Source organism: Pseudomonas sp. GW822-FHT04H02 (assembly GCF_058800645.1).
Genome location: NZ_JBXAMM010000002.1, coordinates 732432 through 744751, shown reverse-complemented (window position 1 = coordinate 744751; position 12320 = coordinate 732432). Strand labels below are relative to the sequence as shown.

13 protein-coding genes are annotated in these 12320 nt (G+C 64.1%); 6 read left to right on the top strand and 7 right to left on the bottom strand.

From position 1 onward, the window contains the following. Positions 1–76 precede the first annotated feature (76 nt). From AC1RMG_RS10210 to AC1RMG_RS10195, 4 genes are all read right to left on the bottom strand, one after another. Complete coding sequence (locus AC1RMG_RS10210) at positions 77–1252, bottom strand: M20 aminoacylase family protein (protein ID WP_011059686.1); 1176 nt, start codon at positions 1250–1252, stop codon at positions 77–79. Positions 1253–1423: 171 nt separating this feature from the next. Continuing rightward, positions 1424–1753 carry a hypothetical protein gene (locus AC1RMG_RS10205; protein ID WP_011059685.1) on the bottom strand — a complete coding sequence of 110 codons (330 nt, stop codon included), beginning with the start codon at positions 1751–1753 and terminating at the stop codon, positions 1424–1426. Next, positions 1750–2847 carry a serine hydrolase domain-containing protein gene (locus AC1RMG_RS10200; RefSeq protein WP_212806006.1) on the bottom strand — a complete coding sequence of 366 codons (1098 nt, stop codon included), beginning with the start codon at positions 2845–2847 and terminating at the stop codon, positions 1750–1752. The genes AC1RMG_RS10205 and AC1RMG_RS10200 overlap by 4 nt, the downstream gene beginning before the upstream one ends. A gap of 195 nt (positions 2848–3042) precedes the next feature. Then, positions 3043–3921, bottom strand: a complete 879-nt coding sequence (locus tag AC1RMG_RS10195; RefSeq protein WP_011059683.1) for an acyl-CoA dehydrogenase middle domain-containing protein — start codon at positions 3919–3921, stop codon at positions 3043–3045. A gap of 140 nt (positions 3922–4061) precedes the next feature. Between AC1RMG_RS10195 and olsB the strand changes: the two genes are divergently transcribed. Then, on the top strand, positions 4062–4817 hold the full coding sequence (olsB, locus tag AC1RMG_RS10190) for an L-ornithine N(alpha)-acyltransferase (RefSeq protein ID WP_015634439.1): 756 nt from the start codon (positions 4062–4064) through the stop codon (positions 4815–4817). Beyond that, positions 4817–5611, top strand: a complete 795-nt coding sequence (locus tag AC1RMG_RS10185) for a lysophospholipid acyltransferase family protein (RefSeq protein ID WP_493169137.1) — start codon at positions 4817–4819, stop codon at positions 5609–5611. Before olsB ends, AC1RMG_RS10185 begins: the two co-directional genes overlap by 1 nt. Positions 5612–5716: 105 nt before the next feature. Here the strand turns inward: AC1RMG_RS10185 and AC1RMG_RS10180 are convergent, their stop codons facing one another. After that, a complete protein-coding gene (locus tag AC1RMG_RS10180; RefSeq protein ID WP_493169135.1) occupies positions 5717–6298 on the bottom strand; it encodes an acyl carrier protein phosphodiesterase in 582 nt (193 codons plus the stop codon). Positions 6299–6451: 153 nt separating this feature from the next. On the opposite strand from AC1RMG_RS10180, the gene AC1RMG_RS10175 reads away from it, so the two are divergent. From AC1RMG_RS10175 to AC1RMG_RS10165, 3 genes are read left to right on the top strand one after another with little or no spacing between them, the layout of a single operon-like run. Then, the gene (locus AC1RMG_RS10175; RefSeq protein WP_011059679.1) at positions 6452–6754 is read left to right on the top strand and encodes an ArsR/SmtB family transcription factor; all 303 of its coding nucleotides are present in this window, start codon (positions 6452–6454) and stop codon (positions 6752–6754) included. An 18-nt stretch (positions 6755–6772) separates the two neighbouring features. Beyond that, a complete protein-coding gene (locus tag AC1RMG_RS10170) occupies positions 6773–7939 on the top strand; it encodes an MFS transporter (RefSeq protein WP_493169133.1) in 1167 nt (388 codons plus the stop codon). 34 nt (positions 7940–7973) lie between these two features. After that, a complete protein-coding gene (locus AC1RMG_RS10165) occupies positions 7974–9023 on the top strand; it encodes an alkene reductase (protein WP_011059677.1) in 1050 nt (349 codons plus the stop codon). A 193-nt stretch (positions 9024–9216) separates the two neighbouring features. On the opposite strand, the gene AC1RMG_RS10160 is transcribed toward AC1RMG_RS10165, so the two are convergent. Then, the gene (locus tag AC1RMG_RS10160; RefSeq protein WP_220223812.1) at positions 9217–10101 is read right to left on the bottom strand and encodes a DMT family transporter; all 885 of its coding nucleotides are present in this window, start codon (positions 10099–10101) and stop codon (positions 9217–9219) included. A gap of 161 nt (positions 10102–10262) precedes the next feature. Then, positions 10263–10895: an efflux system transcriptional repressor EmhR gene (gene emhR, locus AC1RMG_RS10155; protein ID WP_011059675.1), complete on the bottom strand. Its 633-nt coding sequence runs from the start codon at positions 10893–10895 to the stop codon at positions 10263–10265. Positions 10896–11160: 265 nt separating this feature from the next. Between emhR and emhA the strand changes: the two genes are divergently transcribed. Beyond that, positions 11161–12318, top strand: a complete 1158-nt coding sequence (emhA, locus tag AC1RMG_RS10150; RefSeq protein ID WP_493169131.1) for an efflux RND transporter periplasmic adaptor subunit EmhA — start codon at positions 11161–11163, stop codon at positions 12316–12318. The last annotated feature ends 2 nt before the right edge of the window (positions 12319–12320 follow it).

The following is a 12320-nucleotide window of genomic DNA, read 5'->3' as shown; positions in this document are numbered from 1 at the left end:
CCTTCTGGCGGGCTCGCTAAAGTGCCGGGCGCCTACAACACGCCCGGGGCAGTCAGGGACACAGGAACAGGAAGGGTCAGGACGGTTTGAGCCAGCTTTCCGCCAGGGCACCCCAATAGGCCGCGCCGGTGAGGAGGATGTCGTCGTTGAAGTCGTAACCCGGGTTATGCACCATCGGCTGGGCCACGCCGTTGCCGATGAACAGGTAGCTGCCCGGGCAGCGCTGCAGCATCCAGCCGAAGTCTTCGCTGCCCATCAGCTTCGGCGTATTGCCGTTGACCGCCTCGGCCCCCACCAGCTCGACACCGATCTTGCGGGCGAACTCGGTTTCCTCCGGGCTGTTGACCAGCACCGGATAGGCCGGGCGATGCTCGATGCTGACCGAGCAACCGAAACTCTCGGCCTGGGTGCGGATAATGGCCTTGACCCGCTCCAGCATCTGCTCGCGCACGGGTGCGTTGAGGGCCCGCAGGCTCAGGCGCAGCAGGGCCTGCTGGGGAATGACGTTGGCCGCCTCGCCCGCTTGCAGGGCCCCGACGGTGACCACCGCGGCTTCCTGGGCATCGATGTTGCGCGCTACCACTGTCTGCAAGGCCATGACCATGCTCGCCGCTGCCACCAGCGGGTCTACCGTCAGGTGCGGCATGGAGCCATGGCCGCCGACGCCTTCGACTATCACGTTGAGCAGGTCCTGGGAGGCCATCATCGGCCCCTCGCGAAAGCCCAGGTGCCCGGCCGGCAGCCCCGGCATGTTGTGCAGGCCAAACAGGGCATCACAGGGGAAACGCTCCAGCAGGCCGTCGGCAAGCATGGCCTCGGCGCCACCCTGGCCCTCCTCCGCCGGCTGGAAGATCAGGTTCAGGGTGCCGTCGAACTGCCGGGTGGCCGCCAGGTAACGGGCCGCCCCGAGAAGTAGGGTGGTGTGGCCGTCATGCCCGCAGGCGTGCATGCAACCGCTGTAGCGGCTGCTGTAGGGCACCCCGGTGTTCTCGATGATCGGCAGGGCGTCCATGTCGGCCCGCAGGCCCAGGGTGCGGGGGCTGCTGCCGTTGCGCAGCACCCCTACGACGCCGGTCCGGCCCACGCCGGTGTGCACTTCATAACCCCACTCTTCAAGGCTGCGGGCCACCAGCGCCGCGGTGCGGTTTTCCTCGAAACCCAGCTCGGGGTGGGCGTGAATGTCCTGGCGGATGGCCCGCAGGTCGCTGGCGACATCGTTGAGCCAGGCAAGAATGTGCTGGTGTCGGGTCATGGCGTATCTCCTCTGGGCCGGGTGGGTTCCCGTTCTTTTTTTCGGAGCGCTGCACGAGGGCCAGGGCGTGCTCGAAGCTCTGCGTCAGATAACCGCGAGCCGGGGCACAGGACAATCAAATGTGGTTCCACTGGATGGAACACAAAGCTGCCGCCATCGTTTCGACCCCGGTCAGGGGTCCAGGCGGCAACCTTCACGGGCACTGCGCCAGACCGCGCTATGGGTGCGCCCCAGCGCGCTGGCGGTGACACGACGGGGCTGCGGCTCATCGAGAAAAGCGCTGGTGGGCAGGTACTGGCGCACGTAGGCGCGGCAGTAGTCGGCAGGTTGTTGCATGACGTAACGGCAGGAGCAGTACTCCTTGGCGGTGTAGGCCCCGAGGATGTCCGGGAAGGCCTGCAACGCCACCCGCTGCTGCCAGCCCCAGCCCAGCAGCAGGAGCAGCCCGAGCGCCAGCAGGCTGAGCAGCGGACGCCGACGGATCAAGGGCCAGGGCTTCATGGCTGCTCCGGCGTGGCGAAGGCGGCCAGCACCCGCTTGAGCAGTTCATTGTGCTGGTAGCTGCCGTCACGGTCGTCGCCATAGCGCACGATCACCAGGCGCTGCGCCGGCAGCACATACAGCGCCTGGCCCCAGTGTCCCAGCGCAGCGTAGGTATCGGCGGGGGCATCCGGCCAGGGCCTTGGCGCCCCGTCCACCTCGCGGTTGAGCCACCAGTGCCCGCCCGCCACGGCCACGTCCTGGTTGGCCCGATAGCCACGAAAGGGCGTGCGGCAGAATTCGACCCAGGCCTTGGGCAGCAATTGCCGGTCGCGCCAACGGCCATCGCGCTGCATCAGCAGGCCAATGCGAGCCAGATCACGGGCCGTCAGGTAGAGGTACGAGGAAGCGACGAAAGTGCCAGCAGCATCCCGCTCCCACACCGCCTGGGTGATACCCAGGGGTTCGAACAGGGCACGCCAGGGATAGTCCGCATACTGCCCCTCCCCCACCATGCCCCGCAGGCTGGCCGCCAGCAGGTTGCTGTCGCCGCTGGAATAGCGAAACACCTGGCCCGGCGGGCCGGAGGCGGCCTGTTGCGCGGTGAAGGCGGCCATGTCCCGGTGCCCGCGGGTGTAGAGCATGGCCACCACCGAAGAGTTGAGAGGGGCGTATTCATAGTCTTCCTGCCAATCCAGGCCCGAGGCCCAGTGCAGCAGGTCCGCCAGGGTGATGTCGGGATGGGCCTCGAGCGGCGGGTAGAACTTCGCCGCCGGGTCCTGCAACTGGAACCGCCCCTCGCCAAAAGCCACCCCCAGCAGCACCGCCAGCAGGCTCTTGCTGGCGGACCAGGCGAGATGGGGCGTCTGTGGCCCGGTTGCCCCGGCGTAGCGCTCGTAGAGCAGTCGACCGTCGCGGATCACCAGCAAGGCGTCGGTGCGAATGCCCTGGCGGGATTCATCGTCCCGGGGCACAAAGGCGTAATCCTCCAGGGCCTGCAACGCCGGGCCGCTGGCTGGCGTGCCCTGGCTCCATTGCAGCGCCGGCCACTCCTCGGCCCGGGCCGGCAGGCTGAGTAATAGAAGCAGGGCCAGCAGCAACCAAGCTTTGGGCATGAAGGACACTCGAGAGCCGTCTGGGGCCGAGCCTATTGCGGGCACATGACCGTTTCGCGACAACCTTCGCCGGCAAGCCGGCTCCTACAGGGTTGGCCGAATATTCGATAGGGCGCGAGAACCGCTTCTTGTAGGAGCTGGCTTGCCAGCGAATGCGGTTTCGGAGACTGCACACTCCTCGCGGCAAGCCGGCTCCTACAGGGAGGCCAGGGCCTTGGCCAGGCGCTGTGCGCGAGCGCTGGCGGCGAGGTCCAGCAGGGCCTGGTCGCGGGTCCATTGCTCGCGCCAGAGCTGTGGCCCCTGGGCGAAGGCAATGCCGATCTCGGGTTTCAGCGCCTCGAACTGCACGAACAGGCCCGCCAGCAGAATGTGCCCGCTGCTCAGCGCCGGGTTCTGCCGGCTGGCTTCGGCACAGCCGGCCAGCAAGCCCAGCAGTTGCAACTGCAAAGGCTGCGGCCAGCCGCTGTCCTGCCCCACGCCATACAGCCAGGCCAGCATGGCGCTCAGGACATAGATATCTTCCAGGGTGCGGAACGGCTTGACGTAGGCATCCCAGCCGTCGCCGGCCAGCAACTCGCAGGCGGCGTTATCCAGCTCCAGGCAGCCGTGGCTGATCTCCGGCATCAAGGCAATGGCGGGCAGGGTCTGGACCTTGACCCCGGGCTCGCCGGGATAGACCACCGTCAGGCGCAGGGCTGCGCGCTCCCCCGGGGCTTCGCAGCGAGCCGCCACCAGCAGCCAGTCGGCGGCATCTCCGGCGGTGACGAAATCCTTGCGCCCGTGCAGGCGCAGATCCTCCAGGCGGGTCTGCATGTCCGCCGGGCGCAGGCTGCGGCGTTCGGTCGCGCACAAAGCCCCCAGACTGGACGGCGCGCTGGGCCACAACATGCGCAATGCCGCCTGGTAGCCCACCAGGAAGGCCAGCCCCGGGGTGGCCATCAAGCGCCCGCCGCGCACCGCCAGTTCGAAGGGCGTGACGTTGCCCAGGTGCGCCAGCAAAGCCCCGTAGCCCTCGGCCAGGTCGGGGTTGGCGGGCAATCGTTCACGGCTCTCGAGCAGGGCTTGCCAGGGCATTCGAAGGTCCTCAGGGGCTGTCATATAAGCATCACCAAAGCTTCATGGCGATGACACCGGGGCTACATAGCCTGACTTTGCACAACAAAGTCGATTGGCTGCAACCCAAGGTGGGTCAGTAGCCCGCACGGAGATTCACGATGACTCAGATCGCCCGCATCAGCGACACCGGCACTGAACGCCGCCTGCAAGCCGAACGCCTGATCGGCGCGAAGGCTCTGCAAGAAGCCCAGGCCCTGCGTTTCAACGTCTTCAGTGGCGAGTTCAACGCCAAGCTCAAGGGCGCGGAACTGGGTCTGGACATGGATGACTATGACGTTCATTGCAGCCACATCGGTGTGCGCGACCTGAACACCGGGCGCCTGGTGGCCACCACCCGCCTGCTGGACCACCAGGCCGCCAGCAGCCTGGGGCGTTTCTACAGCGAAGAAGAATTCAGCCTGCACGGCCTGGTGCAGCTCAAAGGGCCGATCCTGGAGATCGGCCGCACCTGCGTCGACCCGGCCTACCGCAACGGCGGCACCATCGCCGTGCTCTGGGGCGAACTGGCGGAAGTGCTCAATCAGGGTGGCTACAGCTACCTCATGGGCTGCGCCAGCATTCCCATGCAGGACGGCGGCGTGCAGGCCCAGGCGATCATGCAGCGCCTGCGCGAGCGCTACCTGTGCACCGAGCACCTGCGGGCCGAGCCGAAGAACCCGCTGCCGAGCCTGGACATTCCGTCCAATGTGATCGCCGAGATGCCGCCCCTGCTCAAGGCCTACATGCGCCTGGGCGCGAAGATCTGCGGCGAGCCGTGCTGGGACGAGGATTTCCAGGTCGCCGATGTGTTCATCCTGCTCAAGCGCGACGAGCTGTGCCCGCGCTACGCCCGGCACTTCAAGGCGGCGGTCTGATGCGCCGGCTGCGGGTCTACGGGCGCATCGCCCGAGTGCTGCTGGTGGTGGCGCTGGGCCTGAGCATGGCCAGTATCTTCGGTTTGCTGGAACGCTTGGGGGTCGCCAACTCCATGGTCCGGCGCCAGCGCTGGTCGCGCTTCTTCATGGCACGCTTGAGCAATGCCCTGCCCTTTCAGGTCTCGGTGCATGGCGAGCTGCCCCGCCAACCGATGCTCTGGATCAGCAACCATGTGTCCTGGACCGATATCCCGCTGCTGGGCATGCTGACGCCGCTGTCCTTCCTGTCCAAGGCCGAAGTGCGCACCTGGCCGGTGGCCGGTTGGCTGGCCGCCAAGGCCGGCAGCCTGTTCATCCGCCGCGGCGCCGGTGACAGCCAGTTGATCCGCAAGCAGATGACCCGGCATTTGCAGGAGCAGCACCCACTGCTGCTGTTCCCCGAAGGCACCACCACCGATGGCCGTGGCCTGCGCACCTTCCACGGGCGCTTGCTGGCCAGCGCCATCGATGCCGACGTCTGCCTGCAACCGGTGGCGATCCGTTACCTGCGCGACGGCCAGATCGATACCCTGGCGCCCTTCATCGGCGACGACGATCTGCTCTCGCACCTGATGCGCCTGTTCGCCAATGACCGGGGCCAGGTGGAGATCCACCTGCTCAAGCCGATTGCCTGCCAGGGCCAGGAACGTGCGGCGCTGGCCTTCCAGGCCCAGCAAGCAGTGCAGAAGGCGCTGTTCGGTGATGTCATGCTGCCCACCGAACCACGCCGCAACGGCGAACTGGTCGCGGCCTGAAACTCTCTGTAGGAGCCGGCTTGCCGGCGAAAAGGCCCTTGAAACCTGCGTCGGTCATGAGAGCACCTTCGCTGGCAAGCCAGCTCCTACAACAGCCATCGTGAGTCAGGGCAATTGGATGTGCTGCGCGGCGAATGCCTGCAATTGCGGGTAGAAAGCGCGGAAGTCTTCGCTCAACGGTTCATACAGCCGTTCCAGCTCGACCATCGCCGCGGTCAGCTCCTCTGGCCGTGACAGGCGCCGGGCAATCCCCCGCAACACCGGCTCCAGCACCGCGAACTCGCGATAGGAACCCAGCCAGTCATCCGCCGCCATGTAAGGCGCAATCTGCGCCAGCCGCGCCGGCAACTGCGGCTCGGCCGCCAGCACCCGGTACACCTCGGCGGTGAACAACGGCAGGGGCGGGTCGGCGTAATGCTGCCAGTCCCGGGCCAGGCAATGGTCGAAGAACACGTCGATGACGATGCCGGCGTAACGCCTTCGCGTCAGGGAGAAACGCGACAGCGCCGCCGCCACCAGCGGGTGACTGTCGGTGTAGGTATCGATGCGCCGATGCAGCTGGATCGCCGCCTCGACCTCGGGCGAAAACTGCCCTTGCAGGCGTCCCTTGACGAAATCGCCATACAGGCTGCCGAGTAATTGACCCGGGCGCTGGCCGCCAAGGTGCAGATGTGCGAGATAATTCATGGACGCAGCTTAGCACTGCGACCGACATATCGTTATAACCCGATATACCGATAAGTAATGATTTAAGACCAAAATCATATTGGTATATCGCGAAATAACGATTTAAATTTCGCTTCATCGCGATACAACGTTTCACAAAAAACGAGCACCGCCATGTCCCTCGACCTCGACGAAATAATAAAAGCCCTGGCACATCCGGTTCGCAGGGAAATCCTGCACTGGCTGAAAGACCCGACTGTCGAATTTCCCGATCAGGCTCACAGCAATGAGCACGGCGTCTGCGCCGGGCAGATCGACCAACGCTGCGGCCTGTCGCAGTCGACCGTGTCCGCCCACCTCGCCACCTTGCAACGCGCAGGCCTGATCAGCAGCCGGAAAGTCGGCCAATGGCATTTTTTCAAACGCAACGAGGAAACCATCCAGCAGTTCCTCACGCAAATGAGCCAACAGCTCTGACCTGACAAGGACCCGACAATGCCCCTTTCGCTTCTCATCCTGGCCTTGAGTGCCTTCGCCATCGGTACCACCGAGTTCGTCATCATGGGCCTGCTGCCCGATGTGGCGGCGGACCTCGGGGTGTCGATTCCCGGCGCCGGCTGGCTGGTCACCGGCTACGCCCTTGGGGTGGCCATCGGCGCGCCCTTCATGGCCCTGGCCACCGCCCGCCTGCCCCGCAAGGCAGCCCTGGTGGCGCTGATGGGAATCTTCATTGTCGGCAACCTGCTGTGTGCACTGGCCAGTGATTACAACGTGCTGATGTTTGCCCGGGTGATCACCGCGCTGTGCCACGGAGCCTTCTTTGGTATCGGTTCAGTGGTGGCCGCCGGCCTGGTGCCCGCCAACAAGCGCGCTTCGGCCGTGGCCCTGATGTTCACCGGCCTGACCCTGGCCAACGTCCTTGGCGTGCCCCTGGGCACCGCCCTGGGCCAGGCAGCGGGCTGGCGCTCGACCTTCTGGGCGGTGACGGTCATCGGCGTGGTGGCGCTGATCGGCCTGCTGCGCTTCCTGCCGGCCAAGCGCGACGAGGAAAAACTCGACATGCGTGCAGAGCTGGCAGCCCTCAAGGGCGCGGGCATCTGGCTGTCCCTGAGCATGACCGCGCTGTTCGCCGCGTCGATGTTCACCCTCTTCACCTACGTTGCACCGCTGCTCGGTGATGTCACCGGTGTCTCGCCCAAGGGCGTGACCTGGACCCTGCTGCTGATCGGCCTGGGCCTGACCCTGGGCAACATCATCGGCGGCAAACTGGCGGACAAGCGCCTGGGCGCCACCCTGATCGGCGTGTTCGCGGCCATGGCCGTGGTCTCCACCGTACTGACCTGGACCAGCGTGGCGCTGATCCCCACCGAGATCACCCTGTTCCTCTGGGCCACCGCTTCGTTTGCCGCAGTGCCGGCGTTGCAGGTCAACGTAGTGACCTTCGGCAAGGCCGCACCGAACCTGGTTTCGACCCTGAACATCGGCGCCTTCAACATCGGCAATGCCCTGGGTGCCTGGGTCGGCGGCAGCGTCATCGCCCACGGCTTCGGCCTGACCAGCGTGCCGTTGGCAGCAGCGGCCCTGGCGATCCTGGCCCTGCTGGTGACGCTGATTACCTTTCGCCAGGGCGGCAAGGCCGAACTGGCTCCTGCAACCCACTGATCCTCTCCCTATCCCTTAAAGAAGGCTGCATTCCATGACGACTCTCTTTGATCCGATCAAACTCGGCGATCTCGAACTGTCCAACCGCATCATCATGGCGCCGCTGACCCGCTGCCGCGCCGATGCCGGCCGCGTACCCAACGCGCTGATGGCCGAGTACTACGTACAACGGGCTTCCGCCGGCCTGATCCTCAGCGAGGCCACCTCGGTGACCCCCATGGGCGTGGGCTACCCGGACACCCCCGGCATCTGGTCCAACGACCAGGTGCGTGGCTGGGCCAATGTGACCAAGGCAGTACACGGCGCCGGCGGCAAGATCTTCCTGCAGCTGTGGCACGTCGGACGCATCTCCCACCCGTCCTATCTGAACGGCGAAACCCCGGTGGCACCCAGCGCCCTCCAGCCCAAGGGGCATGTCAGCCTGGTGCGCCCACTGGCCGACTTCCCAACTCCGCGGGCCCTGGAAACCGCTGAGATCGCCGACATCGTCGACGCCTACCGGGTCGGCGCGGAAAACGCCAAGGCCGCCGGTTTCGACGGCGTGGAAATCCACGGCGCCAACGGCTACCTGCTGGACCAGTTCCTGCAAAGCAGCACCAACCAGCGTACCGACCAGTACGGCGGCTCCCTGGAAAACCGTGCCCGCCTGCTGCTGGAAGTCACCGACGCGGCCATCGAGATCTGGGGTGCCGGCCGGGTAGGCGTGCACCTGGCACCACGTGCCGACTCCCATGACATGGGTGATGCCAACCTGGCGGAGACCTTCACCTACGTCGCTCGGGAGCTGGGCAAACGCGGTATCGCCTTTATCTGCTCCCGCGAGAAAGAAGGCGCCGACAGCCTGGGCCCGCAACTCAAAGAAGCCTTCGGCGGCCCCTACATCGCCAACGAACGCTTCACCAAGGACAGCGCCAACGCCTGGCTGGCCGCTGGCAAGGCTGACGCCGTGGCCTTTGGTGTGCCCTTCATCGCCAACCCGGACCTGCCAGCCCGCCTGAAGGCCGATGCGCCGTTGAACGAAGCGCACCCGGAAACCTTCTACGGCAAGGGCCCGGTCGGCTATATCGACTACCCGACTCTGTAAGCCTGCATCGCTCGATAAAAAGCCCCGACTCTCGCGAGCCGGGGCTTTTTCATGGCCTGCACATTCGTTGTAGCCGCTGCCGCAGGCTCGGGCCGCGTACGCACGGTCGCCCCGAAGGGGCGCGATCATCTCAAGTTCGATGAAGGTCCTGCGGACCTTGTCGCGGCCTGCGGCAGGGGCTACAGAAAGCCATTCAGCGTTTGCGCTGGGCCCAGGCCACCGCCAGGCCGCTGAGGCAGATGACCGCGATACCGACCAGGGCGTACTGGTCCGGGGTATGGTCGAAGATCAGGTAGCCAAAGAGCCCGGCGAAAAGAATCTGCCCATAGCTGAAAGGCGCCAGCATCGCCGGCGCGGCATGGCGGAACGCCTGGGTCAGCAACATGTGGCCGAGCATGCCGCAGGTGCCCAGGCCGATCATGAACAGCCCATGAAACAACGTCGGCGTGCTCCAGAAGAACGGCAGCAGCGCGCTCATGATCAGGCTGTTGAGGATCCCGGTGAGAAAGTTGCTGGTGGTCGGGCTGTCAACACCACTGAGCTTGCGGGTCAGCAACTGGTAGAAGCCGAAGCACAGCGCCGACCCCAGCGGCAGCAGGATTGCCGGCGTGAACAACGCGCCACCGGGACGCACCACAATCAGCACCCCGACGAACCCCGCCAGCACTGCCAGCCACTGGGCGCGACTGACCCGCTCCCCCAGAAACGGCACCGACAGGGCAGTCACCAGCAAGGGCGCCAGGAAGTTGACCGCGGTCGCTTCTGCCAGGGGTATATAGCGCAGGCCGGTGGTGAACAGCAGGCTGGTGCCGATCAGGCACAGGGCCCGCAGCAATTGCAACCCGGGGCGCTTGGTGCGCACCACCGCAGAGAAACCACTGCGCGGCACGAAGACCACCAGCATCAACAGGGTGTGCACCACATAGCGGGCCCAGACCACCATGACGATGGGATAAAAAGCCGACAGGTATTTGGATAACGTGTCGTGGCTGGCAAACAGCAGGACCGCCAGGCAGATCAGGGCGATCCCCTTGATGGGGTGTTCCGCGCCGTTGAACGGTGAAGGGCTCACACTCATTCACACACCCGCAACAAAATCCCTACAAAATACGTAGCTCGCTATCTATCAACCTGCAGCAAGCCCGTATATAAAAGCACCCCATTGTGAAGTGCGACCCCGGGTATGAACGTCCCTCGCCTTAAATGTTGACACAACCGGACTCAATTACGCATTTTGTCTTAATGACGGAGGTTGGGGCTCAAGCGCAGCATATCCAGCCCGATGTCGATCCAGCGCTCTGCTTCGGTGTGCAGGGCGAAGCTGTCCGGGGCCAGCAACCACTGGTAGAGAATGCCATCGATGAATGCATGCAGCGTGATAGCTGCCCGCGCCGCATCGAGGTTCTCGGGCAATTGCCCACGATTCACTGCATTACGCAACGCCAGCTCGATGTGTACGTTGCAGTCCAGGCTGGCAGCGCGACGCTGTCGGCGCAGGTCGCACATTTCGTCGGTGAACTCGCACTTGTGAAACAGGATTTCATTGATGCGTCGGGTTTTCGGGTCCAGGGCAACTTGATGAAACAAATGAATGAGCAGCTTGCGCATGCAGCCCAACGGGTCCATTTCATCTACATTCTCACTGGCCGCGGCCATTTCATCCAAAGGTTCACGCAGGCTGTCGAGCATGGCCTGCACCAGGTCGGCCTTGTTGCTGAAGTGCCAATAGATGGCACCTCGCGTGACTCCCGCCAGCGCCGCGATGTCGGCCAGGGTGGTACGCGCCACGCCACGCTCGTAAAAGGCCTTTTCGGCGGCCTCGAGTATCTGGCTGCGAGTTTCTTGAGCTTCCTCTTTGGTACGACGGACCATGGCAGTAAAACCTCGATCAGGATCTTTCAGCGATGCGTGAAGACCTTCTGAATAAATATGGAACGGCATCTCGAGTGCCGTTTGCCCAGCCTACAATTCAACACCTACAGGGGCTTTTGTAACCGGATGGGTACGCCGCAGGGGTATTTACAAACAACCATGAACGTAAGTATATTCCTTAGCAAGCTACTTATCCACTCAGCCAAGCATTTTTACCCTTCCACTTTTCTTGTGCGCATCTTGCGTGCCTGACCCGAGGATTTTCATGCAACTCAAGCCAGCTGTTACCGCTCTGGTCACTGCCGTCGCCCTGGCATCGCTGCTCAGCGGATGTAAAAAGGAAGAGGCGGCGCCTGCCCCTCAAGCCCCTCAGGTCGGCGTCGTTACCCTGCAACCACAAGCCTTTACCTTGACTTCCGAACTCCCGGGCCGGACCACTGCGTTCCGCATCGCCGAAGTTCGCCCACAGGTAAACGGGATTATTCTCAAGCGTCTGTTCAAAGAAGGTGGAGACGTCAAGGAAGGTCAGCAGCTTTATCAGATCGATCCATCGGTCTATGAGGCAACGCTGAAAAGTGCCGAGGCTAATCTGCAATCGACCAAGTCGATTTCTGATCGCTACAAGCAACTGGTCAACGAGCAGGCCGTAAGCCGCCAGGAATACGACACTGCCGTGGCCAACCGCCTGCAGTCGGAAGCCTCGCTGCAAAGCGCCCAGATCAACCTGCGCTACACCAAAGTGCTGTCGCCACTGACCGGCCGAATCGGCCGTTCCTCGGTGACCGAAGGCGCCCTGGTGAGCAATGGCCAGGCCGATGCCATGGCCGTGATCCAGCAGCTGGACCCAATCTACGTCGACGTTACCCAGTCCTCGGTAGAACTGCTGGAACTGCGTCGCGAACTGGAAAGCGGTCGCCTGCAGAAAGTCGGCGACAATGCCGCCAAGGTCAAACTGACCCTGGAAGACGGCAGCCAGTACAAGCTCGACGGCAAGCTGGAATTCTCCGAAGTCTCGGTGGACGAAACCACCGGCTCGGTGACCCTGCGCGCAGTGTTCCCGAACCCTGAGCACACTCTGCTGCCTGGCATGTTCGTCCACGCCCAACTGCAAGCCGGGGTGAACAGCGCGGCGATCCTGGCTCCCCAGCAAGGCGTGACGCGCGACCTGAAAGGCACCCCGACCGCCCTGGTGGTTGGCCTGGATAACAAGGTCGAGCTGCGTCAACTCAAGGCCAGCCGCACGGTCGGCAGCCAGTGGTTGGTGGAAGATGGGCTGAAAGCCGGCGATCGCCTGATCACCGAAGGCCTGCAGTTCGTCAAGCCGGGCATTGAAGTCAAGGCCAGCGAAGCAACCAACGTTCCAGCGAAGAACCCGGCCCCTGCACAGGCAACTGACAAAGCTGCAGGCGGCAAAGGGGAGTAAAC